The sequence below is a fragment of the Enterovibrio nigricans DSM 22720 genome (assembly GCF_900167155.1).
Taxonomy (GTDB): Bacteria; Pseudomonadota; Gammaproteobacteria; order Enterobacterales; family Vibrionaceae; genus Enterovibrio; species Enterovibrio nigricans.
Genome location: NZ_FUXU01000007.1, coordinates 55980 through 80213, shown reverse-complemented (window position 1 = coordinate 80213; position 24234 = coordinate 55980). Strand labels below are relative to the sequence as shown.

Below are 24234 nucleotides of genomic sequence, written 5' to 3'. Positions count from 1 at the left end.
TGTCCGATTCTTCTGAAGTTAAGGAGAATCGAAGAGAAACAGTACTCATATGCAGTGATTTGACTAAATTAATATGAATATTGTTGCGTTACTTCGCTGTTTTGCACTTTGTCTCATCGATAAAAATGCGATTGTAATACCGCGTTATTTGCGCATTTTCACCTTGTTACTCATCATGATAAGTAACAGCATATACATGTGTAACTAACATTAGAAAGCCAGACTTTCAGGAAGAGCGGAATGGTTTTAAATTTTTTTGGAAAGAAAACCTCAACGTCTCAGGTCTCTAATAATATGGAGAAACAAAGACGATACGAAGCGCTCGTGAGAGCCTGGCACAGAGACCTTTATCGGTATGCTTACTGGCTGACAAAAGATCAGCACGTTGCAGAAGATTTGGTGCAGGAAACCTGTCTGCGTGCATGGCGTTCGCTTGATAGCCTTCAAGATGATAATGCAGCGAAAGCATGGCTAATCACCATACTTCGCCGAGAAAATGCACGCCGATTTGAACGTAAACAACTCGAATTGGTGGATATTGATGACCATCAGGTCGCTGACACTACCCAGCCTAGTGAAGAAGCCTCGGTCGAACAGCAATGGCTTCACAAGCAAATCATGCGTCTAGCACCTGAATACCGAGAGCCCTTGGTACTTCAAGTGGTCGCAGGTTTTAGCGGCGAAGAAATTGCAGAGATCCTTGACCTAAACAAGAACACCGTAATGACAAGATTGTTTAGGGCCAGAAACCAACTAAAAGAATATATGGACAATCAAACTCAACCTCAAAGGGGAGCGCAAAATGGACGAGCTTGAATTTCGCCGCCGTCTACTGGCGGATCCTCAAGACAGAGACCCGGAAATTTCCGCCGCGAAGCTTGAATCATCCGCGAATCAAAAACTCGCTGCTGAATTAGAGCAGATGGATGCCATGATAGATCAGGCTCTTCGCATCGATGTGCCCGATGATCTTGTTGATAAAATACTGTTTAAACAAACCAGCGATGTGATCCGTGAAAACCGCAAGCCTAAATTCCATTTGGCCATTGCCGCTTCTGTCGCCTTTGTTTTTGGCATTATGCTTGGGCAGTTTAACTGGCAGACCCTACCTACTGGTACGACAAATCAAAATCTGGGACAGATTGCACTACAACACTATTACAATGAGCACGGTTTTACGCAGGATATTTTTGAGGGTGCAACGATCCAACAGGTTAATGCCAAACTATCTCCGCTCGGGGAAACGTTCAACGGTGCATTACCCGGCCAAGTGTCGTATTTAAATCATTGCAGCTTTGATGACCGCCATGCTGTGCATATGGTATTGCAATCAGAGAGTGGCGAAGACTTTACTGTTTTCGTCGTGCCCCAGCGCTCCCCTGCAATGGAAAAATACACAGATGGCAACATGGAAGCGGTTTCGCTGCCTGCCAATAACAGCAGCGTGATTGTGGTGGGTAAAGAAGGATCAAGCATCATGCCGTTAGCAAAAGAACTAACAAAACATCTCAACCAGAAAGCCTAGCCCAAAGACATATTTCATTACAATTTGGCAGGGAACTTACGTTCCCTGTTTTTTTTCCTTTAAATTACGCCTAATTGACGCATCTTGTTGCATTTTCGGGACGGTGTGTTGTAACTGGTCAGATTTCCAATTAACTACCTTCACAATAGAATCCGGCCAGCTTTTCGAAAAGCACTAAAAAATAAATAAATATTAGAAAATCAATCGGATTAATTCACATTATGAATAAGAAGCGTCTGTTTATTCGTTCAGCAGTGGCGATTGCTGTTGCAGCGAGCTCCACGTCAGCACTGGCTGCTGGCTTTCAGTTAAATGCCCAATCGGCGACAGGTATCGGTCGTGCGTTTGCTGGTGACGCAGTTATCGCTGATAACGCTGCAGTTATGGCGCGTAACCCTGCTGCAATGGCACTGTTCGACGAGAAAGCATTCTCTATCGGTTTTGAAAGCATCACCACAATGATCGACGTAAAAGATGCAGAATATTGCGGTACCGCATGTGAGTGGGTCGGTGCAGCTAAAACCTCTGTAGCAGATACCGACGATGTCGGCGGCACCTCCATTGCACCAAATGTTCACTTTATTATGCCGCTGAACGAAAAATTTGCCGTAGGCATCAACGCCTATTCAAACTTCGGTACGAAAACTGAATTTTCAGACGATTACGTTGCATCTGAATTTGGTGGCTTGACCGATGTTATGAGCTTCAACCTTGGCGTTGCAGGCTCTTACCGTCTGAATGATCAATGGAGCTTTGGTGCAGGTCTAGACCTAATTTACGGTCAAGGCACAATGAAACGCACCGCTAGTAACAAAGTTGGGCTAGTCGGTGGTAAAGATCTTCTAAACGTTGATGGCGCAACTGGCACAGCTATTGGTTTCAACGTAGGTACCGTATTCGAACTGGACGAAAACAACCGTTTTGGCTTCTCTTACCGTTACAGCCCAGAATTCGAAGCAGAAGACGACAAAGGCCAAACCATCACGCTACCGCTACCAGATATCGCAGAATTCTCTGGTTACCACAAAATTAAAGACACCAAATTTGCGGTTCACTACAGCGTCCAATACATCGGTTGGGGCGCATTCGACCAAATTGGTTTTAACAACCTACAAGATTCAGTGCTAACTGGCGAATACAACAAAGATTACGGCTGGCAGGATGGTTGGCACTACAGTATTGGTGGTACCTACTACCTGAACAATGACTGGACGCTACGTGCTGGCTATATGTATGACACCAGTGCACAAGATCAGCGCACTTCAATTTCTGTACCAGACTCAGATCGCCAGTGGCTATCTGCAGGTTTGACCTACCATCTGGATCAGAAGTCGTCTATCGACTTCGGCTTTACTTACCTGATGGGCAAAGAAGTTTCAGTATCTGAAACTACACCTAACCCGTTGGGAGGCAAAGACCTGTCATCTGTTACTGCGACTACCCAAGCGAATGCTATCCTAATGGGTCTGCAGTACAGCCGCACCTTCTAATCACTACGTCTGTTTACAGTCCGAAAAGGGAGCTTAAAGCTCCCTTTTTTGTTCGCTGAATTTCCAACCATATTCTATGAAAGCCCATAAACCCGGCTCGTTTCAGCGAACAAATGGATAGATCTCGGCGGGTATTTTATTACACGTGTTCGCTGAAACTCAGCTTACACGTGTAAATAGCACGCACTTATATGGTGTATATGACTACCTAATATAGATTTTACGATACATACAACTAAATAAGTTTGTGTGTCGTGTATCAATTTTGATTTAGAGTTTTTGCTCAGTACCCTATACGGCTCCAAAAACTCAATCAAATGACTATGAACAAGAATAAATATTTACCACTGGCGATTGCTGCGGCCCTTGGCTCTCTCTCTTCTACCACTGTAAACGCAGCTGGATTCCAATTGGCAGAATACTCTGCAACAGGCCTTGGCCGCGCCTACGCGGGTGAAGCCGCAATGGCAGACAATGCCGCCGCACAATTTCGCAACCCAGCCATGTTGACCTACCTTTCTGGTACCCAAGTGTCGACGGGTATGATCTACGTTGATCCAAATGTAGATGTTGACGGTATGATTACTACTACGGGTGAAGCTACCAGTTCGAAAGACTTCGCAGATTCAGCTGTAGTACCTAATTTCTACCTGTCACACCAATTGAATGACAAGGTTTACTTGGGTCTCGCACTAAGCTCTAACTTCGGCATGCACACTAAACTGGATGACAGCTTTAGAGGCACGCAGTTTGGCAACGAAGCGTCTGTAATGACCATGGAAATTAACCCAAATATCGCCTACCTCATTAACGAAAAATTCTCTGTGGGTGGTGGCGTGCGCCTTGTATTGGGTGAAGGCAGCATTGGAGCCAAAAGCTCTGGCAAGCTAACCAATGGCATGACCCTGAAGTACATGGAAGGTGACGACACCAGTTTCGGTTGGCAGGCGGGTGCTGCTTGGCAAATCAACGAAGATAACCGCATTGGTTTTAACTACCGCTCTGAAGTTGATTTGAACCTAGAAGGTCACGCTAAAGGCTTGGCATTTAACCTATACAGCGGTAACAAGAACATTTTTAATATGGTGAACTATGGCGGCAGCATGGAACTAACACTTCCAGCAACAGCTGAAATCGCCAGCTTCCATCAACTGACTGATAAACTGGCTGTTCACGCGAGCGTTAACTGGACAGATTGGAGCACGTTCGAAAAACTGGAAGCCAATATTCCTTCGCTTAAAGTACCAACGCAGTTGGTTAAGCAAGAAAACTGGGAAGACAACTACCGTTTTGCAGTAGGTGCAACTTACTCAGTAAATGAAAAAGTAGAGTTTCGTACTGGCGTAGCATACGACACCTCTGCTGTCAGCGACGCAAACCGTACAATAACTATTCCAGAAACTGATCGCCTATGGTTCAGCGTTGGTGCAGGTTACCAGTACTCTAAAAACTTGACGCTAGATACAGGTATCACATACGTCCACGCGAAAGACGCGAATGTTCAAGAGCCTCGCCCGGGTATCGACTCTGACAACGCGTCTGTACCGTTTGGCGGTCCTTTCAAAGGCCAGACGACCGGTAATGTGTGGCTGGCAGGTGTACAAGCTACGTACCGCTTCTAAAAGGTTATCTCGTTTTAGATAGAATCGAAAACGCCACCCAAAGGGTGGCGTTTTTTATCGTCTGCGATTCGTCGCTAATAATCGTCTATCTCATCGAGCAAGGCGTCATCAAACTCATCTTCATCATGATCATCTTCTATTACGGCATCACTGCCCTGTGCCCGAAACGCTTTATTCTGAAGGTAAGCATCGCGTGTAAACGCATAGGGATCAGGAGAATTGTCAAGAATCGCTTCTTGCGGGACGAGCGCTGCGCGGCTTTCCATACCATCAAACGCCCACTTCAATATGGATTGCGGTAACGTCAGCAGTGAAAGTGGCGGATAAAGATCATCAACCATATCACCTACGCCTTCACGCACTGTCAATGGGCCATAGACAGGGATCATGAAATACGGTCCTTGACCAATATCGTAATACCCCATCGCATCACCAAATTGACGCTCATCCAGTTTTTGAATATCTGCTGCCGATGCAATGTCTATCAAACCTGCCACACCAAACACGGTATTGATCCAGAAACGGTTAAAATGTGTTAATGCCGCCTCACCTTCTAACATGACAAGGCTATTCACCACGCTCGCTGGTTCTTCAAGGTTGCTGATAAAGTTAGAGATACCGGTACGGGCAAAGCTGGGAACATAATTGACATACGCGATGGATACTGGACGTGCAATATATGGGTCAAGATAGTCGTAGTTGATGGCCCACATCTCTCGATTGAAGCCTTCAAACGGGTCGCTCGGGTGCTCAATACCAAGTTCGGCATTCGTTTCTGCATCATCTACTGTTTCTTCAGGAGTTTGCGCACACCCACTAAGTCCAATAACAAGTCCGACTGCAATGACTAGCTCTTTCCACATACCGATATTCGTTCCTAACTAAAAAGAAGGCTGGAATCCTCCAGCCTTATCCATTTACCCAAAGTATAAAACACTTAATACTGTTGGTTAATCACGATCTGTGATGCACCACCCATCTTAAATGGGGATGTTTCACCAAACCAGTCGCCATCTTTAGTCATCACGTTACCATCATTATCAATACGCGCTTTCACGATAACTTCTGGCAGAGAAGACAGCAGACGCTCTGGGATCATGCTATCGACGTCAGTCAGTTCAACTTCAAGAGGGAAGCGACTCAAAGGAAGACGCTTCGCTGCAACTGGCATCGGTGCCCCATCTGCCGAATGAACTGAAACAATCAATACACCCTGCTCAGGTAATTTAACGCCGTCTTCTAGCTGAATATTGACCGACACCGATTGACCAGGAACAGCACCAACATGCGCCTGTGCGCGTTCAATGCTGCGATCGAGCATACTGACACGAGGATCGTTGGCTGGCAGCAGCTGCTTCATGGTTGACCATGCAGCAATCGCTTCCTCATAAGCACCACGCTCAAATGCTTCAAACGCCAACAAAGAAAAGGCTTGAAGATTCGCATGGTCTTCGCGAATCACGTCACGTAGGAGATTACGTGCATTCGCTACGTTCGCTTCATCGCCAGTGAGCATTAATGTCTGAGCATATCCCAGCTTGATATCTGTATCATTTGGAAGAAGGTCGTACGCTTTCGCCATCGCGCCTTCAGCCGTTTGAACATCACGATTCGCTAGACCAATACGTCCCAGCAGTAGCCATCCCATCGCATCATCAGGCGTTTGATGAAGCTTGGTACGCAGCGACAAGGTTAGATCATTCATTTCCTTATCTGTCATCGGCTCTTCACTGTCAGACATCAGTCGTGAAGACAGCTCCGGCAAACGGGAGGAAACATCCTGCCACTCTGTCACATTATGCTGATTTCCCATGACGCCATATAAGCCATAACTCAAAAAGATGAGCACGAGCACACCGGGTACGAGTACCACTGGAGATACCTTGTTACTCGATACAGTTTTAGCACTGTCCGGGATGTCATCAAGCAGAGATTGCTGAAGCTCTACCGCCAGTTCTTTTTGGTTATCAACAAGGCCTTCTTCCGCTTCTTCGTCCAGTTCAGCCATACGATCGCGGAAGAACGCTTTATTCAGTTCGTCTCGGCTTGCTGCTTCATCCTGCGCTTTACCGCGAAGAATTGGCACAACAAACACAGCAACAGACGCGAGAACCATTAAGGCTGTCACCAGCCAGAACCACATTTCACTCATCCGTTGTTGTCCTTATTTTTTTCGTTAGTGACATCATCTTCACCAAGCAGTGCTGCCAAGCGCGCTTGCTCTTCACCGTCTAAAGCTGCTCTTTGTTCCGCCGCCTTGGGGTTTCGGCTGCGTGCCACCAAAACCGTAAATCCAATGATGACGAACAACAGCGGTCCCACCCACAAGATGAGCGTCGATGCAGACAAGGGTGGATCATAGGTCACAAAGTTGCCGTAGCGGGCAATCATGTAGTCCACAATCTCGTCTTCATTCTTACCGTCTTTTAGCATTTCATAGACTTTCAGACGAAGGTCTTGCGCAAGGCCTGCATTTGAATCGGCAATGTTATTGTTCTGGCATTTCGGGCATCGAAGTTCTTTACCCAGTTTATTAAATGCTTCTTCCTGAGCGGGTGAGTCAAACTCATAGACTTCGATGGCTGCTGTCGCCGTAAAAGCGGCGCATAAAGCCAAAAGCGTGGCTAAATAGAATCGCTTCATCATTCTTGCTTTGCCTCCGCCATCATCTGATCATAAATCGGACGCAACGTATCATTCCAATTACGATCGTTAACATCACCTGCGTGGCGGTAGCGAATCACACCATTGGCATCGATAAGAAATGTTTCAGGCGCCCCATATACACCCAGATCTAAACCCAGCATGCCATTACCGTCGAACAAGCTAATCAGGTATGGATTGCCCAAATTGTTCAACCAGCCAATCGCTTTTACGCGGTCGTCTTTGTAGTTCAGACCGATGATTTTGACGCCACTGGCAGCCAGTTCATTTAGATACGTATGCTCGGCATAACAGGTTGGACACCAAGTCGCCCAAACGTTAAGCAACAATGGCTGACCACGAAAAATGCTCTGGTCATAAAGCTTGCCAGCTTCGGTTAAGTCTTCCAGACGAAACTCGGGCACCTGTTTACCAACTAATACCGATTCCAACTTAGTTGGGTCATCGCCTTCTGCGTTTTTACCTAGCTGTACAAAGAAAACAGCAACCAGTGCCATAAACAGTACTAACGGCACGAAGAGTAAAGGTTTTTTCACCTTTAAACCTCCTTCACAGGTTCGGCAGACTCCACCGACTTCGATTTTTGACGGAAACGGTAACGCTTATCAGACATCGCAAGCAAACCACCAATAGACATAAACACTGCACCTAACCAAATCCAACGAATGAATGGTTTGTAGTAAATACGTACAGCCCATGAACCATCCGACAATCGTTCGCCCATCGCGACATAGAGGTCTCGCGTGATACCACGGTCGATAGCTGCTTCTGTCATCATGGAGCGTTGAACGTTATAAAAACGTTTTTCGGCATGCAGTGTATTCACGCGTTTGTTGTTGCGATAAATGTCAAAATCAGCGATGTAACCATCGTAGTTAGGGCCATCTTTGTCGCGAACGCCTGCAAAATGGAACTCGTAGCCTTGCAATACAATACGCTCGCCCGGTGCCATTTTCACATCACGTTCGATGTCATAGTTTTGCACCATGGCAATACCCAGAATCGAAACAGCTAAACCAATGTGTCCTAACACCATTGCCCAGTGACTGCGACCCAGTTTACCCAATCCAGTTACAAAATCATGGCGATGCGTAGCACGCTGATACACTTCGATAGATTGCGTAATAATGACCCAAAGGCCCATCACGGCACCCAATGCGGCCAGTGGCATAAAGGTGTCAGTGAAGAACCACACTAGCGCAACACCCAGAACCACTGAAACTACGCCACTCGAAATCAGTTCTTTTTTCACTTTACCCAGATTGTCACGTTTCCAGCGGATCAACGGACCAATACCCAGTAAGAAAACAAAGGGAACAGACAACCACGTAAACAACAGGTTGAAGAACGGTTCACCAATAGACACCGAGCCTAAGCCCAATTGCTTGTGAACCAATGGCAACAATGTTCCCAACAGAACAACAATCAGCGCAGCCACCAGCAGAAGATTATTCGCCAGCAGCGCGTTTTCACGAGAGACTAATTCAAAGTTACCACGAACACGCACTTCAGACGCACGTAGCGCATACAGCAGCAAAGAGCCGCCGATTACCGCAACCAGGAACGCCAGAATGAACAAACCACGTGTCGGGTCTGATGCAAACGCATGCACAGAAACCAGTACCCCCGAACGGACGAGGAAAGTACCTAACAAACTCAAAGAGAAAGCAGAAATCGCCAGCAGTACGGTCCACGCTTTAAACGTGCCACGCTTCTCAGTAACCGCTAACGAGTGCATCAGCGCTGTACCTGCCAACCAAGGCATGAAAGAGGCGTTTTCTACGGGATCCCAGAACCACCAACCGCCCCAGCCAAGCTCGTAGTACGCCCACCAAGAGCCCAGTGCGATACCAATTGTAAGAAATACCCAAGCGGCTATTGTCCAAGGGCGAGACCAACGCGCCCACGCAGTATCCAAGCGTCCAGCCATCAAAGACGCAATAGCGAATGCAAATGCGACAGAGAAACCAACATAGCCCATATAGAGCATTGGCGGATGAACAATCAGTCCGGGATCTTGAAGAAGAGGATTAAGATCTCGACCATCAACAGGGAAGTAAGGCAAAGTGCGCTCAAACGGGTTTGACGTCAGGATGATAAACAGCAAGAAGCCAACACCTATCATCCCCATAACGGCAAGTACGCGAGCAACGGACTCTAACGGCATACCACGGCTAAATACCGCAACAGCAACCGTCCAGCCAGCTTGGATCAACACCCAAAGCAGCAGTGACCCTTCATGAGCGCCCCAAACAGCAGTCAGTCGATAATACCAAGGCAGTGCACTGTTTGAGTTACTTGCCACGTAGGAGACGGTGAAATCATTGGCGTAAAACGCCCAGCTCAACGCGATGAATGACAGCAGTATCATCAAGAACATGCCGATGGAGAGCGGACGCGCGGAGCGCATCATAGCTTGGTTTCCGATTTGAGCACCCCAAAGCGGATAAATGCTCAGCAGCACGGAGAAACCAAGAGAGATAATCAGAGCAAAGTGCCCCAGTTCAGCAATCATTAGTAACTACCCTGTTTTTGCTGTTCAGTGTATTCAAGCGGCGTGTGCTCCTTACTCATTGCTTCAGCAACTTCAGGTGGCATGTATTCTTCATCATGCTTTGCCAGCACTTCATGAGCACGCACTGTAGTCGCATCAATCAGCTCACCTTGAGCAACGATACCTTGTCCTTCACGAAATAGATCCGGAAGAATGCCGTCAAATTCCACCGTTACCTGCGGACCAATGTCTGCCACTTTAAACGTGACTTTCAACGATTCAGGGTCACGATGGACAGAATCTGCCACAACCATACCACCGATTCTCAGGCGCTGACCAACTTCTGGCTTAGAGCCGTCTGGCTTACCATTCACTAATTCAGTTGGGGTGTAGAACAAATCCATATTTTGGTTCAGTGCGTATAACACCAAACCCAGTGTGGCGCCTACACCAAACAACAGAGCTAACGCGAGCCCTAGTCGTTTCTTGCGTCTTGGATTCATAACGTGTTCTCCATATTTTCAGCTTTTTTAATTCGCTGCTCTCGGGCTACTTTATTCTTTATCTCTTGGAAGAGTTTTCGACGGGTTAAAAGCGCGGACACCACTAACCAAAGCATCGACACTAAGGTAATACCAAAGGCCCACCAAACATAAGAGCCATAACCACCCATTGCTAGAAATTCAGGAAAAGAAGAAAAATGCATTTTTATGCTCGCTCCACCAATTCACGTACCCAAGGACGATGGGCTTCACGTTGCAGAATTTTGTTTTTCAATCCCAGCAAGGTCAATGTGCCAAAGAACAGCGCAAAACCCAGAATGTTCAATAGCAATGGCCAAAGCATGTCATTCGCGATCGACGGTTTAGCAAACTTCGTGATCGTTGCGCCTTGATGCAGGGTATTCCACCACTCCACTGAGAAATGAATAATAGGGAGGTTAATAACACCCACTAGGGCCAAAATACCTGCAGCTCTGCCTGCTGTACGCTCATCATCAAACGCGTTGTAAAGTGCAATGACACCCAGATACAGGAACAGCAAAATGAGTTCTGACGTTAAACGTGCATCCCATACCCACCAAGCGCCCCACATCGGTTTACCCCAAATGGCGCCAGTTACCAGTGCGATAAAGGTAAAGACTGCACCAACAGGTGCCATTGCCGCAGCAGCCCAATCAGACGTTTTTATCTGCCAAACCAAACCAATGAAAGCAGCAATTGCCATGGACATGTAGGCGCCCATGGACCAAATAGCCGCGGGAACATGGATATAAATGATTCTAAAGCTATCTCCTTGCTGGTAATCAGAAGGCGCAAACGCTAACCCCCAAACCGTCCCTGTGATTAAAGACGCTAACGCCAAGATAGCGAACCAAGGCAGCAGTTTATTACACAGCTGATAGGTTGCCTCAGGCTTAGCATAAGGATGAAGCCACTTCCACATTGCAAATATCGCTCTTAGTTAAAATTAAACATCATTGCACGCTGACTCTCAGTGCTGCAGACACTGCGAAAGGAGACAACGTTGCCGATCCAACCAGCAGTGCGCCTAAAATCGCTAACTGCCCATTGATCGCAAAACCACTTGCGGCCATATCTATCGCTGATGTTGCGAAGATTAAAACCGGAATAAATAAAGGTAGAACCAGAAGGCTTAGCAATACGCCGCCTTTTCTCAACCCTACTGTCAATGCGACACCAATTGACCCTAAAAAACTCAGCGTTGGTGTACCCAGCAACAAGGTTAATACAACCGCTTTGTACGCTTCCCAATCTAATGAAAGCAATACAGCTAACAACGGGCTAATGATCAGTAACGGCAACCCAGTTAACAGCCAATGCGCGACAATTTTCGCAAAAACCAAAACAGACAAAGGTTCTGGCATTAACAGCATTTGCTCCAATGAGCCGTCCGCGAAATCATCTCGAAATAAACGCTCTAACGAAACCACCGCGGCAAGTAGCGCTGCAACCCAGATAATCCCCGGCGCAATCTCCGCCAACAGGTTTGGTCCAGGTCCAACGCCCAAAGGAAACAGCGTGATGACAATAATGAAAAACCAAAGAGGGTTCATCATGTCAGATTGCCTACGATAGGCGATAAGAAGCTCGCGTTGGATCATCGAAAAAGTAGCGGTACCCATTACGCCCCCAACTTAATACGGCGTAAATTCGCGTTGTCGACGAACATATCCTGGTGCGTGGTAAAGAGCACCATCCCACCATTATCTACATGTTGCTGAAACAGGTTTTCCAATACCTTCACGCCTTGTTTATCGATGGCTGTCAATGGCTCATCCAGCACCCATAGTTTAGCCTCACTGATCCACAGCCTTGCTAAGGCTACCCGCCGGTTCTGACCCGCAGACAATTGTGCCGCAGCGACATCTTCTCTACCGGCTAGGCCAACGCGGGCCAATGCATCCCATAATTTGTCTTTGTCAGCGTTCCCATGCATTTTTTGGTAAAAGGCAAGGTTTTCGTATGCTGTTAGCTCTCGCTTGACTCCGGTACTGTGGCCTAAAAAGAGTAAGTCACTATAGAAGTCTTCTCTCGCACGATTTACATTCTGCCCATGCCACATGACGTCGCCTGACTCCGCCAACCCCAACCCCGCTATAATGCGTAAAAGGGTTGTTTTTCCTGCTCCATTCGGACCTTCAATTTGAACGAGATCGCCAGACGAAATCGTAAAATTGAGGTCTTCAAACAATACCCGCTCATCACGAATACAGCTGAGTTGACGCACTTCAAGCATGAGAAATCTGGTTTCCAGATAAAGTAATGAAAATTTCGCCCGATAATATCATAGAGGCTCGTGGTACTGTTAGTTACGAGAGTTTGCTGTTACATGAGACGCGTTAATAATTGTGAGTAAATATGAAAATAGATAATACAGGCAACATCAACGTATTAACGTTATCTCTCATCCAAAACAGTGCTTTGAAAGAGATGGTCAAACTCGGACCTGCAGATGCATCAAACAGTTCACTGGCAGGCAAACAATTTTCGCAATTATCTCAGCTTTTACAGATTATCAACGTGTTCCCGTCTCTTTTCCGTATTGCTCATCAACAAGGGCAAACCTCTCCACTACTGGCATTGCTCAATAAGCTTGTGGTACCAAGCGACCCTCAACTGACGGCAAAATGGCTTGCAGAGCGGCAACCCGACAAAGCACTTTTAGATGGCCTAAAAACCATCAACCAGTTATCAAACACCGACGAAAACGCATCTCTTAAGGCGGCGATTCAGCTTCTCGCCGAACAACGGTTTCAGGAATCCCCGAGTAAGCCAGGTGATTACAATTGGATTTTTTGTTTTGGACAATCTGAACAATTCAAAGTTGACGTATCCGTTAAGAACAAGACCCCAAAAAAGCGGAAAAAATCTCGTTGGAGCATTAGCGTAAATTTAACGATGTCAAACAATCGACAGTTAGTGGCAACCGCAGAATTAGAGGACCAAGCGTTAGACTTAAGCTTTACAACAGACTCTGAGAGCTTAAAGGAACAACTAGAGAAAACCTTACCTGTACTTGAGAGACAGTTGGTAAAACACAGCATCAATATCACTTCTTGCGATATTGCAACAACGGCTTCTTCCCCAGAACTAACCATAAACAAAGGGCTGGATATTCAAGTATGAAAAAAGTGAAAAGTGCCGTTGCGTTAAAGTATGACGGCGTAAATGCACCGCATGTGTCAGCAAAGGGATATGAAGCACTCGCGGATAAACTGATAGAAGAGATGGAGAAACAGGGAGGTCTCATTCATAGCGATGAAACCCTGATGCAGTGGCTGTCTGCGTTGGAAGTCGGCGATGAAATCCCAGAGGCCCTTTACCTGATAATCGCAGAGTTGATCGCCTACGCTTGGTACTTAGACGGAAAAACCCCTCCGGGATGGGAAGGGTCTGTCGTTAATCATACGGTTTAACGGAAACGCCCGCGTATCAGCGCATCATTCGCTGCTTTCTGATACTGAGCAATAATTCCGCTTCCGCTTTTGGAAGATCGCACTCTTCCATCAGTTCGTTGATGTCGGCTCCTAGCTCCACCATTTTACTGGCACGAGAATAGAGCTTTCCATCTTGATCATGCATCTCTAGCTCATTTTGCTTTTCCATCAAATCATCGAAACGATGGGAAAGTTCAGCAAGCTTTTGACTCATGCCTATCGAACCTGCACGCAACTCATTAAATTGTTTACTTAGGCTTTCATGTTGTTGTCGTGCATTTTTCAATAACAACTCCATGGCCTGACATTTTGCTTCAAGCTGCGCTAATGTTTTTTTTTCGCGTCGCCACAACAGCATGGCAATTGCCGCAACGGTCAAACTTATCCCGAACGGCAGCCAATACAACACGCTCTCGAGCATTACAGCATGCCCATGTCTGACCATTCTTCGTCTGACAGGAGTTTATTCAAATCAACCAGAATCAGTAGGTTACCGTTTCGGTTGCTTACACCTTGAATAAACTTCGCACTTTCATCTGTACCAACGCTCGGCGTGGTATCTATCTCAGAGGTTTTGAGATATACCACTTCAGCAACGCTATCTACCATGATGCCAATCACTTGAGATTCAGCTTCAATAACGATAACACGCGTGTTATCGGATACATCGCCTTGCATCAGACCGAAGCGAGAGCGCGTATCAATTACCGTGACAACATTACCGCGAAGGTTAATGATGCCAAGTACGTAGTCCGGCGCACCGGGTACTGGGGCAATTTCGGTATAGCGCAATACTTCTCGCACCTGCATGACATTAATGCCATAGGTTTCGTCTTCCAGCTGGAAGGTCACCCACTGCAGGACCTCGTCATTAACGTTTTCTTTTTGGACTTCAGCTACCTGAGACATTTATTTTCCTCTTTACGTGCTGTGCTACGCCAACGCATTGGCATCAATACCTTGATTAAGCATGGTAATCAACGCCTCGACATGGATAAGTGCACACATTCTCTGCTTCACCAATCCAGCTAACCAAGGTCGTTTACCCGCTTGCTCACGCCATCGCACTTGTTCGCCATTGAGTGATTCTGTCCCTTGTAGAGCGTTGCAAGCCAAGCCCCATTTGCTGTCACCCAAAAGCACAATATAACTATAGCCGTCGCGATGGCTGTTATCTGTTATTTTTTCTGGCATCACCCATTTTGCCGTATCAACAACATCCAATTGCTGATCACGTTCGGTCTGCAAACCTAAATACCAATTAGGGCGACCAATAAGATGGTTACACTCTTCTAACCTATGTATACCGCCTAATTCCGCAAGCGGCACAGCGTATGTCACACCGAAAGATTCAAAAAATAGCACCTGAAAACCGTGCTCTGGCACGATATTTTTCCACACAGGAGCCGTTTCTTCTTCGCTCTCTGCTTCGGTTTCTATCTCAGTATCAGTATTCGGTTCAATGACCGTGTCGACAAAATGTTCGTCATCGACTGATACTGTCTCCTCAACATAGACCTCGGTTTCAAGTGTCGCGGTTGCTACTTCCTCAACAACAGTAGACTCGTATACTTCTGTTTCAACCTGAGTTTCTTCCTCAGTTTGAACATCTACAACGGTGTCTGTGTCTGTGTCTGTGTCTGTGTCTGTGTCTGTGACCACTTCAATGTCAGTTTCAGTGATGTCCACCACTTCAACTTCCATCTCTTCATCCAGTTGTAACTGGCTAAGTAACATTTCAACGGATGATAAATCGCGCTGCTCTTTCGTCAGCGTTGCACCGCAAAATTTATCTGCGGGTTCAATAGATATAGCTTGTAATTTAGGCGCAGCATCAATTGCTGCTTCCGCCAATTTGGGCTCAGCATCTTTTTCTGCCCATTGTGAATGAGTGTCTTCATCCAACAAAGCATCAAAGTAATCATCCAGTGCCTGAACACTGGACACGGCACGGCTATCTTTCATCCTGTTCGAGTCGCTCCAGGTAAGAGAGCAGCGTTTTATAGGCAAAGACGCCACGACAATTTTTAGCGTAATACGACGGCGGCATATGCTTTAAGCTCGCATCACGAAATTTAGTATCAATAGGCACTGCTGATGTCCATACCTGATCGGGATAACGCACTTTGAGTTCTTGCAACGTTTCAAGCGAGGCTCTAGTGCGTTTGTCATACATAGTGGGAATAATGCAAACCTTAAAAGCGGAGCTTCGGGATTTTTGCATTATTTGCAGTGTACGTACCATACGTTCCAAACCTTTCATGGCGAGGAACTCTGTTTGAACCGGAATAAGAATTCGGTTACTTGCCGCTAACGCGTTCACCATCATCACGCCCAAGATGGGCGGACAATCGATCAGCGCATAGTCGTACTCACCTTCAAGGCAAGCCAATGTTTTTTTCAACATCAGCCCCATACCACCTCGATTCCCCATTGCGCGATCCAATGTCGCTAAAGACATATGAGACGGCAACAAGTCCAAATTTTTATGTTCGGTTTTAATAATAAGTGGCTTAACCGTGTCACGGTTGATGGTCTGAAGCTGAAATAAATCAAAGAGCGTGTGTGACAGTTTCTCTGAATCGTAATTCAGATAGGTTGTCAGCGATGCGTGGGGATCGGTGTCGATCAATAAAACACGCTTATTCTTTTCACTGAGAAGCCCAGCGAGGGTTATCGTCGTGGTTGTTTTACCCACGCCCCCTTTCTGGTTTGCAATGCTCCAGACTATCACAGCCGCTCCTTATACCAGATTGAGCTCTACAAGAATGCGCTCAGAGATACGGTCAAGTGGAAGGTCTTCGGTGGAAATACCTGCTTTAGCAACAGCCTGAGGCATACCATATACAACGCAGCTTTCTTCGTCTTGCGCCCATACAGTGGAGCCATGTTGTTTCAGCAACCTCGCACCATCACGACCATCAGCACCCATTCCGGTTAGTACCATTGACAACACTTTGTCGCCATAAATGTTGGCAGCAGAGCCAAATGTCACATCGACACAAGGCTTGTAATTCATACGATCGCCACCATCAATAATTTTCACACGGGTCGCCCCTGCGCGTCCATCGATCATCATCTGCATCCCACCGGGAGCCAAATAGGCGGCACCCGCTTTCAACGGTTCGCCATCTTCAGCTTCTTTCACCGAAATTTTGCATAGCCCATTCAAACGTTGAGCAAATGCTGAAGTGAATGTAGACGGCATATGTTGAATCAACAAAATGGGTAACGGAAAGTTTGCAGGTAATGCACAAAGTACTTTCTGGAGAGCCACGGGACCGCCAGTTGACGTGCCAATAGCTACCAATTGGTATCGCTTACCACTGGCTTTAAATCGCGTTGCCGTTGAAGGCGCACGCGGAGCAGGCGCTGTCGCAGTCGCGGAGCCACCAGCCAAAGCCCGCACCGGAGCACGTTGCACTGGTGCAGACGTGGTTGCCCCTGCACTCACAGGCGCAACCGCTGGTCGACGCATAAATGCGCGTTTTCGTGCAATTTCACTGACACGTTGTTGAAGCAGTACAATTGCTTCATCACGGTTACGAGCAATGTCCTCAAATTTCTTTGGCAGGAAGTCGAGAGCCCCCGCATCCAAGGCATCAAGCGTGGCTTTTGCCCCGTCATGCGTCAACGAGGAAAACATCAAAATCGGTGTAGGATTTGACTGCATGATCTCACGAACCGCAGTAATACCATCCATCACCGGCATTTCAATATCCATCGTAATAACGTCTGGCTTGAGTTGAGCAGCCTTTTCAACCGCCTCTTTACCATTGACTGCACAGTCAATAACTTGAAGGCGAGGATCCCCGTTAATAATTTCACTAACTCGGCGGCGGAAAAAACTGGAATCATCCACCACCAAAACTTTCACTGCCATGTTATTCCTTTTTAATTATCGGCCTGCATAACGCTTCAGCAGGTTTGGCACATCAAGTATCAACGCGATGTGACCATCACTGGTGATTGTCGCACCCGCCATCCCAGGCGTGCCTTGCAACAACTCATCCAGAGGCTTGATTACCACTTCTTCTTGCCCAATCAATGAATCCACGACAAATGCAACTGGCTGGTGACCCATTTGAACAATCACCACGTGTCCACTATCTCTGTTGGTAGTTCCACGCCCTGGACATAGCCAATCTTGCATGTAGAACAATGGTATTGCCTTGTCACGAACAATCAGCGTCAGTTGCCCATCGACCGTATTGGTTCTAGATAGGTCAAGACTGATAATTTCATTCACATTAGACAACGGGAACGCAAACGGGTTGTTGCCCACACCAACCATCAAGGTAGGTAGAATTGCTAACGTCAAAGGTACCTTGATTGAAATAATGGTGCCGCGACCTAGCTCCGAGTCAATAGAGATCGTACCGTTAAGCTGTGTGATGGCGGTTTTAACAACGTCCATCCCAACACCACGGCCAGAGATATCTGAAATCTCAGTCTTCGTAGAAAAACCTGGGGCGAAAATCAGATTAAATGCTTCAGTATCCGTTAAGCGCGCCGCAGCATCTGCATCCAGAACACCACGGTCAATCGCAATGCTACGAAGTTTTTCCGCATCCATACCGCCACCATCATCTTCGATGGTAAGAAGAATATGATCACCTTCTTGAGACGCCGCCAAAGTTACCGTACCGGTACGCGGTTTACCTTTGCTCTCACGAACGTCAGGCATTTCGATACCATGGTCAACCGAGTTACGCACCAAGTGGACCATTGGATCGGCAAGCGCTTCAACCAAGTTTTTATCTAGATCGGTTTCTTCACCACGCATTTCCAGCACGATGTCTTTTTTCAAGCTTCGCGCCAAGTCACGAACAACGCGCGGGAAACGACCAAATACTTTCTTGATAGGCTGCATGCGCGTTTGCATAACAGCACCTTGCAAATCCGCCGTTACGACGTCGAGGTTAGTCACAGCTTTTGCCATGTTCTCGTCATCGCTGCTTGCACCTAAGCTCACCAAACGGTTACGAACAAGTACCAGTTCACCCACCATATTCATGATGGTATCGAGCGTTGACGTGTTAACACGAACCGTCTGCTCAGCTTGTGGAACTGGCGTCTTTTTCTCTTCAGATTTAGCAGGTGGCTTTGCAACGGGAGCCGGAGGTTTCGCTGCAGGTGCTTCTGCTTTTGGCGCAGGAGCCGGTTTTGGAGCTGGTGCAGGTTTAGGCGCAGCTGGAGCTGGCGTGGCAGGGCTGTTGTTTATAGGACTCTTACCCTTGCCATGAAGGTCATCCAACAGTTTTTCAAATTCGTCGTCCGTGATTTCATCACCACTAGGACTTTCTACCGATGCATTTTGAGGTGGAGGCGTTGCCGCATCTCCATTCAAATTCGGGCCTTTGCCTGAACCATGCAAATCATCGAGTAATTTTTCAAATTCATCATCGGTGATATCACCGCTGTCAGTCGCTGGCGTTGCCGGAGACGAAGGTGCTGCATTTGATGCACCCGGACCATTACCAGAACCATGAAGTTGATCCAAAAGGCGATCAAATTCATCGTCAGTAATGTCGTCAACAGAGTCACCTGCAATCGCCTCGCCACCATCAGAACTCGGTTCAGGAACGATTTCTGGCTCAGGTTCTGGTTCTGGCTCGGGTTCAGGTGCTACGGCCTCTGCAACTTCATCCGCACTTGCTGGGCTGCTGTATCGATGCAGCGCTTCCAACAAAGCAGGTTCAGCGGCAGTCGCAGCTTCACGCTCCTGAACGCACGCAAATTGCGCGTTTACAGTATCGAGTGCTTGAAGGATGGTATCCATCACCTCAGATGTTAATTCACGACCGCCATTTCGAAGGTTATCGAAAACGTTTTCCGCACCATGACACGTATCAACTAACTCAGAGAGTGATAAAAATCCCGCACCACCTTTAACCGTGTGGAATCCACGGAAGATCGCGTTGAGCAAATCACGGTCGTCTGGTGTTTTCTCCAGATCAACCAATTGCTCAGACAACAACTCCAGAATTTCACCTGCTTCGATCAAAAAGTCCTGCAGGATTTCTTCATCCATTTCAAAGCTCATAACTCACCCCTAAAAACCAAGGCTGGAAAGCAAATCGTCCACATCGTCCTGACTTTGCATCACTTGTTTTTCTTGACGCTTTTCTTCAGTCACGACTGGACCTTCGGCCTCGATACCAGTTTGTTGTTCTGTTTCTTGTTGTTGGTCTTCATCCAAACCGAATGCTGTGAGGATTTCTACCAGCTGCTTTTCAACTTCTTGGACTAACTCGATAACACGTCGGATTACCTGACCGGTGAGGTCTTGGAAATCTTGGGCCATCAAAATTTCTGTTAGCTGCCCTTGAAGTTTGGTGGTATCACCTTCGACTTGCGTCAACAACTCGTCAATCAGATGACAAAGCTGCTTGAAGCCCTCAATGTCAATCTTACCACCCATCAAGTTATTCCATTGCGGACGAACTTGAGCCAGACATTCTTGTAAGTTATCGGCAATCGGTAGCGTTGCTTCAACAGCATCCATTGTGCGGTTTGCAGCAAGCTCCGTTTTTTCCATAACAAAATTCAAGCGATCTTTCGCATCTGGGATTTCGCTAGTTGCCAAATCACTGACACGAGGATCCAAACGGAAATGAACGAGTGAATCGTGCAGTTGCCGGGTCAGTTTTCCTACTTTATTGAAGAGTGGATTGCGCGAATCACTGGTGATTTTAACCAACAGTTCCTCCGCGCCACCCTGATTCCCTTCTTCGAGCAAACTGACCAATTCTTTAGCTTGGTCGAGTGTTATCATCGTTTTAATAGTCCTTCACTGCGCGAAGAAGTAAATCACATGCGTTCGAAAATCTTATCCAGCTTTTCTTTCAGCGTCGCAGCAGTAAATGGCTTCACAATGTAACCATTCACACCAGCCTGCGCAGCTTCAACGATCTGCTCACGCTTTGCTTCCGCCGTGATCATCAGCACGGGCAAGTGCTTCAGTTCATCGTCTGCACGGATTGTCTTAAGCAGATCAATACCCTGCATTCCAGGCATGTTCCAGTCAGTAACGACGAAATCAATACCGCCTTTCTTGAGGATTGGCAGTGCTGTCAGGCCGTCATCTGCTTCAACGGTATTGTTGAAACCCAGATCACGAAGGAGGTTTTTAACGATACGGCGCATTGTTGAGAAATCATCAACAATGAGGATTTTCATGTTTGTGTCCAAAGTTGCCTCCGGTGAGGTCCCTTATAATTTTAAAAACTTACTTTGACCAAGCCGATAACTTGGTCCGTAACCGCTGCATTGCCTGATTTTGAATCTGGCAAACTCGGGATTCACTGACCCCGATAATGGCCCCTATCTCTTTGAGGTTAAGTTCCTCATCGTAGTAGAGAGAGAGAACCAAAGCCTCTCTTTCAGGAAGACCTCGGATAGCAGTGGCCAATTGAACCTTAAAGCTATCTTCGGCGACTTCCTCAAAGGGAAGATTTTCGTCACGATGACTTTCTGTTATGAAAGCATCCTCTGAAACACCCAAGTCTTCGATGCCTATCAAACGACCGGCGTTAATGTCGTTTTGTGCTTGATAGTATTGTTCTAGGCTCATGCCCAGGCGTTTCGCAATTTCTTTGTCGTTAGGCTCTCTACCTAACTCGCCTTCTAGTTGCGAGATAACTTCACTAATCTGACGATTATTTTTGTGTACCGATCGTGGCACCCAATCGCCTTTACGAATGTCATCTAGCATTGCACCACGTATACGGATACCCGCATAGGTTTCAAAACTTGCCCCTTTCGATGGATCATAGTTTTGCTGTGCTTCAAGCAAACCAATCATGCCTGCTTGAATAAGATCTTCTACCTGAACATTTGGGGGCAGACGAGAAATCAAATGATGAGCAATACGCTTAACTAACGTCGAATATTGCTCAAACACTGTTTCGGTCGATGCGCCACTCCTGTTGTAGGTGAGCGTCCTATTCACCGAGGTAATCCCCCGTCGCTTCGTCTCGGACAAGTAATCGTTCAACAAAGAACTCTAAATGCCCACCTGGATTTCTTGGCACTGGCCACGTGAGAGCTTTGTTTGCCAATGCGTTTAAAGCGAGTGCTGCAGGAGCCTTTGGAAACGCATCTATCACCACTCTTTGCTTCTTCACAGATTGACGCACACGTTCATCTAATGGGACACATGCTACTAATTCTAGATTAGCATTTAAAAATCTTTCTGTTACCCGCGTTAATTTTGTGAATAAATCTCGACCCTCGCGGTAACTCCTGACCATATTTGCAACGACTTTGAAGCGTGTAACGCCGTGTTCACGGCTTAAAAGCTTGATCAGAGCGTATGCATCAGTGATGGAAGTTGGCTCATCACACACCACAATTACGACGTCTTGCGCTGCGCGAGAAAAACTTAGCACCATGTCAGAAATACCTGCGGCCGTATCGACAAGCAACACGTCAACATCTTCTTCCAGCGTACCAAACGCACGGATAAGGCCGGCATGTTGGGCTGGAGACAGCTCTGTCATTCCGCGCATACCAGACGAAGCAGGAATAATTCTCATGCCATGAGGACCTTCAACAATGATGTCCTTCAAATCGCACTCGCCCTGCATCACATGGCTTAAATTTTTTCCTACGCGTAAACCCAACAGCACATCGACATTGGCCAAACCTAAATCAGCATCTAGCACCATCACCTTTTTGCCTTGTTTGGCCATGGCGGCTGCAATGCCCAATGTAATATTGGTTTTACCTACACCGCCCTTACCACCAGTGACGGTTATTACTTTTGTGCGAGTCGGGTTTGTCAGGCGGCGGAGGCCGCTTGCTTGATCATGCATGGTTGTCTCAATCATAAAAGTCCGCCGCATTCGACTCTGGTACATCATGACTCCAGAAATGGTTTTGCTGCTCTGAATCTTGATCCATCAGTTCACTTGCTCTGTTGACCAAATAGCGGCCGCTGGCTTGACGAATGTCTTCTGGCACTCGCTGTCCATCCGCTAAATACGTCACAGGAAGGGCGTTTTCGATGGTCACGCTCAATAGTTCCCCAAGACTGAGGGATTCATCCAATTTCGTTAATACGCAACCCGATAGAGGGATACGTCGAAAGTGGTCAATGGTCTCTTGTAACACGCGACGTTGTGAAGTGGCGGGCAACACGAGAAGGCTCCGAATGTGGGAACCACTGCTTTGAATCAGAGTATCTAGTTGTTCTGATAGCCTAAGATCCCGCTGCCCCATGCCGGCGGTATCCAACAGTATCAGTCGACGATGACGTAACTGATACAGAATATCGGCAAGAGCCTCAGCATCTTTAGCAACTTTTACTGGGCAACCTAAGATTCTTCCGTAGGTTGCGAGCTGTTCGTGGGCACCAATGCGGAAGGTGTCAGTTGTGACTAACGCAATTTCTTCCGATCCGAAATCCATCGCTGCTCGGGCTGCAAGTTTTGCGATGGTCGTGGTTTTCCCCACGCCCGTAGGCCCCAATAACGCAATGACCCCACCGGTTTCTAATAAATTTTCGCTAGAGGTAATCACCTGGTCTGCGAGCAGTTGAAGCAATTCTGACCACGCTTCATTGGGAGGCGTCTCTTCGGGGATATAGCCCGCCAATTGATCAGCCAATACTGGCGACAGACCTAGTCTCTCTAAACGCTTAATCAGCATTGCTCTAAGCGGTTCTTTACGCTCAACTTCTTGCCACATCAAGCCAGAAAGCTGATGTTCCAACAAGCTACGAATACTTGCCATTTCTTTGCGCATCGCTTCGATTTCATCGGGTTGGCGAGAGGCTGGCTTTCTGGATTCAAACCGCGTGCTGTCTAGACGATTTTCTTTACGCTCGTGACGATTCTCTTGGCGACCGTTCAGTCGCTCATCGCTTCGCTGTAATTCGTCACATTTTTGACGATACAACCGATCCAGCTCTTGGCTTTTAGCTTGCTGCTGATTGTTTGTCTGCGCACGGCTATAGCCCTGACCGTTTACGCTGTTGGTATTTTGACGAGGGGACGGCTTTGGCGACGCGCCATATGATGATTCTGACTGTCGGCGACGCGCTTCATTTTGGCGTGCAAGCAACGCAGTCAAAGAGTCCGCTTCCGGCTCAGGATTTTTATCGGTGTCAGTGAGCTGCGTCTGGTAACGATCAAGAAGACTAGAGAACTTACTTCCCAATGCGCTTCCAAGTGGTTTGCGCGCGGCCTCTTTGCTGATATCTCGGCGTAAATGCACTTTGTCTTCAGCCAAGCGGCGCGTCTGCTGAGCGCGCTCCATACTTTGAGCAACCTGAGTGCGAGCGGCTTCTTTTCGCAGGTCACGGGTTGGCGCTTCCGTGTCCACTGCAGCCACGATTTCGACACCACCGGTCACTTTTTTGTTGGACATGATCACCGCGTCGGAGCCGAGTGCTTCTTTCACTTCGGCAAGCGCGGTACGCATGTCTTTTGCAAAAAATCGTTTTATCTTCAAAATCGTTGTCCTGATTTACT

The 24234-nt window shown here is 47.2% G+C and carries 27 protein-coding genes; 6 read left to right on the top strand and 21 right to left on the bottom strand.

Annotated elements, in window-relative coordinates:
• Positions 1 to 240 precede the first annotated feature (240 nt).
• From B5D35_RS04600 to B5D35_RS04585, 4 genes are all read left to right on the top strand, one after another.
• The gene (locus B5D35_RS04600; protein ID WP_078751417.1) at positions 241 to 816 is read left to right on the top strand and encodes a sigma-70 family RNA polymerase sigma factor; all 576 of its coding nucleotides are present in this window, start codon (positions 241 to 243) and stop codon (positions 814 to 816) included.
• The gene (locus B5D35_RS04595) at positions 803 to 1525 is read left to right on the top strand and encodes a DUF3379 family protein (RefSeq protein WP_078751416.1); all 723 of its coding nucleotides are present in this window, start codon (positions 803 to 805) and stop codon (positions 1523 to 1525) included. The genes B5D35_RS04600 and B5D35_RS04595 overlap by 14 nt, the downstream gene beginning before the upstream one ends.
• Before the next feature lie 221 nt (positions 1526 to 1746).
• Entirely contained in the window at positions 1747 to 3015 is a 1269-nt protein-coding gene (locus B5D35_RS04590) for an outer membrane protein transport protein (protein ID WP_078751415.1), read from the top strand.
• Positions 3016 to 3338: 323 nt separating this feature from the next.
• Positions 3339 to 4637 carry an outer membrane protein transport protein gene (locus B5D35_RS04585; RefSeq protein ID WP_078751414.1) on the top strand — a complete coding sequence of 433 codons (1299 nt, stop codon included), beginning with the start codon at positions 3339 to 3341 and terminating at the stop codon, positions 4635 to 4637.
• 74 nt (positions 4638 to 4711) lie between these two features.
• Here the strand turns inward: B5D35_RS04585 and B5D35_RS04580 are convergent, their stop codons facing one another.
• From B5D35_RS04580 to ccmA, 10 genes are all read right to left on the bottom strand, one after another.
• Positions 4712 to 5500, bottom strand: coding sequence for an MlaA family lipoprotein (locus B5D35_RS04580; RefSeq protein WP_078751413.1), 789 nt, complete (start codon positions 5498 to 5500; stop codon positions 4712 to 4714).
• Between the two features lie 74 nt (positions 5501 to 5574).
• Positions 5575 to 6789 carry a c-type cytochrome biogenesis protein CcmI gene (ccmI, locus tag B5D35_RS04575; RefSeq protein WP_078751412.1) on the bottom strand — a complete coding sequence of 405 codons (1215 nt, stop codon included), beginning with the start codon at positions 6787 to 6789 and terminating at the stop codon, positions 5575 to 5577.
• Complete coding sequence (locus tag B5D35_RS04570; RefSeq protein ID WP_078751454.1) at positions 6786 to 7280, bottom strand: cytochrome c-type biogenesis protein; 495 nt, start codon at positions 7278 to 7280, stop codon at positions 6786 to 6788. Before B5D35_RS04570 ends, ccmI begins: the two co-directional genes overlap by 4 nt.
• Positions 7280 to 7837: a DsbE family thiol:disulfide interchange protein gene (locus B5D35_RS04565; protein WP_078751411.1), complete on the bottom strand. Its 558-nt coding sequence runs from the start codon at positions 7835 to 7837 to the stop codon at positions 7280 to 7282. The genes B5D35_RS04570 and B5D35_RS04565 overlap by 1 nt, the downstream gene beginning before the upstream one ends.
• A gap of 2 nt (positions 7838 to 7839) precedes the next feature.
• Positions 7840 to 9816 (bottom strand): heme lyase CcmF/NrfE family subunit, encoded by a 1977-nt coding sequence (locus B5D35_RS04560; RefSeq protein ID WP_078751410.1) that lies wholly within the window; start codon positions 9814 to 9816, stop codon positions 7840 to 7842.
• Positions 9816 to 10298, bottom strand: coding sequence for a cytochrome c maturation protein CcmE (gene ccmE, locus B5D35_RS04555; RefSeq protein WP_078751409.1), 483 nt, complete (start codon positions 10296 to 10298; stop codon positions 9816 to 9818). Before ccmE ends, B5D35_RS04560 begins: the two co-directional genes overlap by 1 nt.
• Positions 10295 to 10501 (bottom strand): heme exporter protein CcmD, encoded by a 207-nt coding sequence (gene ccmD, locus B5D35_RS04550; protein ID WP_078751408.1) that lies wholly within the window; start codon positions 10499 to 10501, stop codon positions 10295 to 10297. Before ccmD ends, ccmE begins: the two co-directional genes overlap by 4 nt.
• A 2-nt stretch (positions 10502 to 10503) precedes the next feature.
• Entirely contained in the window at positions 10504 to 11241 is a 738-nt protein-coding gene (locus B5D35_RS04545; RefSeq protein WP_078751407.1) for a heme ABC transporter permease, read from the bottom strand.
• 31 nt (positions 11242 to 11272) lie between these two features.
• Positions 11273 to 11941, bottom strand: coding sequence for a heme exporter protein CcmB (ccmB, locus tag B5D35_RS04540; RefSeq protein ID WP_078751406.1), 669 nt, complete (start codon positions 11939 to 11941; stop codon positions 11273 to 11275).
• The gene (ccmA, locus tag B5D35_RS04535) at positions 11941 to 12555 is read right to left on the bottom strand and encodes a cytochrome c biogenesis heme-transporting ATPase CcmA (protein WP_078751405.1); all 615 of its coding nucleotides are present in this window, start codon (positions 12553 to 12555) and stop codon (positions 11941 to 11943) included. Before ccmA ends, ccmB begins: the two co-directional genes overlap by 1 nt.
• Positions 12556 to 12677: 122 nt before the next feature.
• Here ccmA and B5D35_RS04530 point away from each other — a divergent pair, with 122 nt between their 5' ends.
• Both B5D35_RS04530 and B5D35_RS04525 read left to right on the top strand, forming a co-directional pair.
• A complete protein-coding gene (locus tag B5D35_RS04530; RefSeq protein WP_078751404.1) occupies positions 12678 to 13445 on the top strand; it encodes a flagellar hook-length control protein FliK in 768 nt (255 codons plus the stop codon).
• Positions 13442 to 13735 (top strand): EscU/YscU/HrcU family type III secretion system export apparatus switch protein, encoded by a 294-nt coding sequence (locus B5D35_RS04525; protein WP_078751403.1) that lies wholly within the window; start codon positions 13442 to 13444, stop codon positions 13733 to 13735. The genes B5D35_RS04530 and B5D35_RS04525 overlap by 4 nt, the downstream gene beginning before the upstream one ends.
• Before the next feature lie 16 nt (positions 13736 to 13751).
• Here the strand turns inward: B5D35_RS04525 and B5D35_RS04520 are convergent, their stop codons facing one another.
• From B5D35_RS04520 to flhF, 11 genes are read right to left on the bottom strand one after another with little or no spacing between them, the layout of a single operon-like run.
• Positions 13752 to 14177 (bottom strand): DUF2802 domain-containing protein, encoded by a 426-nt coding sequence (locus tag B5D35_RS04520; protein WP_078751402.1) that lies wholly within the window; start codon positions 14175 to 14177, stop codon positions 13752 to 13754.
• The gene (locus tag B5D35_RS04515; RefSeq protein WP_078751401.1) at positions 14177 to 14665 is read right to left on the bottom strand and encodes a chemotaxis protein CheW; all 489 of its coding nucleotides are present in this window, start codon (positions 14663 to 14665) and stop codon (positions 14177 to 14179) included. The genes B5D35_RS04520 and B5D35_RS04515 overlap by 1 nt, the downstream gene beginning before the upstream one ends.
• A 24-nt stretch (positions 14666 to 14689) precedes the next feature.
• Positions 14690 to 15721, bottom strand: a complete 1032-nt coding sequence (locus B5D35_RS04510; RefSeq protein ID WP_078751400.1) for a chemotaxis protein CheW — start codon at positions 15719 to 15721, stop codon at positions 14690 to 14692.
• The gene (locus B5D35_RS04505; RefSeq protein ID WP_078751399.1) at positions 15711 to 16490 is read right to left on the bottom strand and encodes a ParA family protein; all 780 of its coding nucleotides are present in this window, start codon (positions 16488 to 16490) and stop codon (positions 15711 to 15713) included. Before B5D35_RS04505 ends, B5D35_RS04510 begins: the two co-directional genes overlap by 11 nt.
• 9 nt (positions 16491 to 16499) lie before the next feature.
• Entirely contained in the window at positions 16500 to 17639 is a 1140-nt protein-coding gene (locus B5D35_RS04500; protein ID WP_078751398.1) for a protein-glutamate methylesterase/protein-glutamine glutaminase, read from the bottom strand.
• Positions 17640 to 17654: 15 nt separating this feature from the next.
• A complete protein-coding gene (locus B5D35_RS04495; protein ID WP_078751397.1) occupies positions 17655 to 19802 on the bottom strand; it encodes a chemotaxis protein CheA in 2148 nt (715 codons plus the stop codon).
• 9 nt (positions 19803 to 19811) lie between these two features.
• A complete protein-coding gene (locus B5D35_RS04490; RefSeq protein WP_078751396.1) occupies positions 19812 to 20534 on the bottom strand; it encodes a protein phosphatase CheZ in 723 nt (240 codons plus the stop codon).
• A 35-nt stretch (positions 20535 to 20569) separates the two neighbouring features.
• Complete coding sequence (gene cheY / locus B5D35_RS04485; RefSeq protein ID WP_078751395.1) at positions 20570 to 20938, bottom strand: chemotaxis response regulator CheY; 369 nt, start codon at positions 20936 to 20938, stop codon at positions 20570 to 20572.
• 49 nt (positions 20939 to 20987) lie between these two features.
• Positions 20988 to 21710 (bottom strand): RNA polymerase sigma factor FliA, encoded by a 723-nt coding sequence (locus B5D35_RS04480; RefSeq protein WP_078751394.1) that lies wholly within the window; start codon positions 21708 to 21710, stop codon positions 20988 to 20990.
• A complete protein-coding gene (locus B5D35_RS04475; RefSeq protein ID WP_078751393.1) occupies positions 21703 to 22590 on the bottom strand; it encodes a MinD/ParA family protein in 888 nt (295 codons plus the stop codon). The genes B5D35_RS04480 and B5D35_RS04475 overlap by 8 nt, the downstream gene beginning before the upstream one ends.
• Positions 22583 to 24214, bottom strand: coding sequence for a flagellar biosynthesis GTPase FlhF (gene flhF / locus B5D35_RS04470; RefSeq protein WP_078751392.1), 1632 nt, complete (start codon positions 24212 to 24214; stop codon positions 22583 to 22585). Before flhF ends, B5D35_RS04475 begins: the two co-directional genes overlap by 8 nt.
• Between the last annotated feature and the right edge of the window lie 20 nt (positions 24215 to 24234).

Coding starts and splice junctions, on each gene's coding strand:
- B5D35_RS04600 (WP_078751417.1), top strand. CDS start 241: ATGGTTTTAAATTTTTTTGGAAAGAAAACCTCAACGTCTCAGGTCTCT.
- B5D35_RS04595 (WP_078751416.1), top strand. CDS start 803: ATGGACGAGCTTGAATTTCGCCGCCGTCTACTGGCGGATCCTCAAGAC.
- B5D35_RS04590 (WP_078751415.1), top strand. CDS start 1,747: ATGAATAAGAAGCGTCTGTTTATTCGTTCAGCAGTGGCGATTGCTGTT.
- B5D35_RS04585 (WP_078751414.1), top strand. CDS start 3,339: ATGAACAAGAATAAATATTTACCACTGGCGATTGCTGCGGCCCTTGGC.
- B5D35_RS04580 (WP_078751413.1), bottom strand. CDS start 5,500: ATGTGGAAAGAGCTAGTCATTGCAGTCGGACTTGTTATTGGACTTAGT.
- ccmI (WP_078751412.1), bottom strand. CDS start 6,789: ATGAGTGAAATGTGGTTCTGGCTGGTGACAGCCTTAATGGTTCTCGCG.
- B5D35_RS04570 (WP_078751454.1), bottom strand. CDS start 7,280: ATGAAGCGATTCTATTTAGCCACGCTTTTGGCTTTATGCGCCGCTTTT.
- B5D35_RS04560 (WP_078751410.1), bottom strand. CDS start 9,816: ATGATTGCTGAACTGGGGCACTTTGCTCTGATTATCTCTCTTGGTTTC.
- ccmE (WP_078751409.1), bottom strand. CDS start 10,298: ATGAATCCAAGACGCAAGAAACGACTAGGGCTCGCGTTAGCTCTGTTG.
- ccmD (WP_078751408.1), bottom strand. CDS start 10,501: ATGCATTTTTCTTCTTTTCCTGAATTTCTAGCAATGGGTGGTTATGGC.
- B5D35_RS04545 (WP_078751407.1), bottom strand. CDS start 11,241: ATGTGGAAGTGGCTTCATCCTTATGCTAAGCCTGAGGCAACCTATCAG.
- ccmB (WP_078751406.1), bottom strand. CDS start 11,941: ATGGGTACCGCTACTTTTTCGATGATCCAACGCGAGCTTCTTATCGCC.
- ccmA (WP_078751405.1), bottom strand. CDS start 12,555: ATGCTTGAAGTGCGTCAACTCAGCTGTATTCGTGATGAGCGGGTATTG.
- B5D35_RS04530 (WP_078751404.1), top strand. CDS start 12,678: ATGAAAATAGATAATACAGGCAACATCAACGTATTAACGTTATCTCTC.
- B5D35_RS04525 (WP_078751403.1), top strand. CDS start 13,442: ATGAAAAAAGTGAAAAGTGCCGTTGCGTTAAAGTATGACGGCGTAAAT.
- B5D35_RS04520 (WP_078751402.1), bottom strand. CDS start 14,177: ATGCTCGAGAGCGTGTTGTATTGGCTGCCGTTCGGGATAAGTTTGACC.
- B5D35_RS04515 (WP_078751401.1), bottom strand. CDS start 14,665: ATGTCTCAGGTAGCTGAAGTCCAAAAAGAAAACGTTAATGACGAGGTC.
- B5D35_RS04510 (WP_078751400.1), bottom strand. CDS start 15,721: ATGAAAGATAGCCGTGCCGTGTCCAGTGTTCAGGCACTGGATGATTAC.
- B5D35_RS04500 (WP_078751398.1), bottom strand. CDS start 17,639: ATGGCAGTGAAAGTTTTGGTGGTGGATGATTCCAGTTTTTTCCGCCGC.
- B5D35_RS04495 (WP_078751397.1), bottom strand. CDS start 19,802: ATGAGCTTTGAAATGGATGAAGAAATCCTGCAGGACTTTTTGATCGAA.
- B5D35_RS04490 (WP_078751396.1), bottom strand. CDS start 20,534: ATGATAACACTCGACCAAGCTAAAGAATTGGTCAGTTTGCTCGAAGAA.
- cheY (WP_078751395.1), bottom strand. CDS start 20,938: ATGAAAATCCTCATTGTTGATGATTTCTCAACAATGCGCCGTATCGTT.
- B5D35_RS04475 (WP_078751393.1), bottom strand. CDS start 22,590: ATGATTGAGACAACCATGCATGATCAAGCAAGCGGCCTCCGCCGCCTG.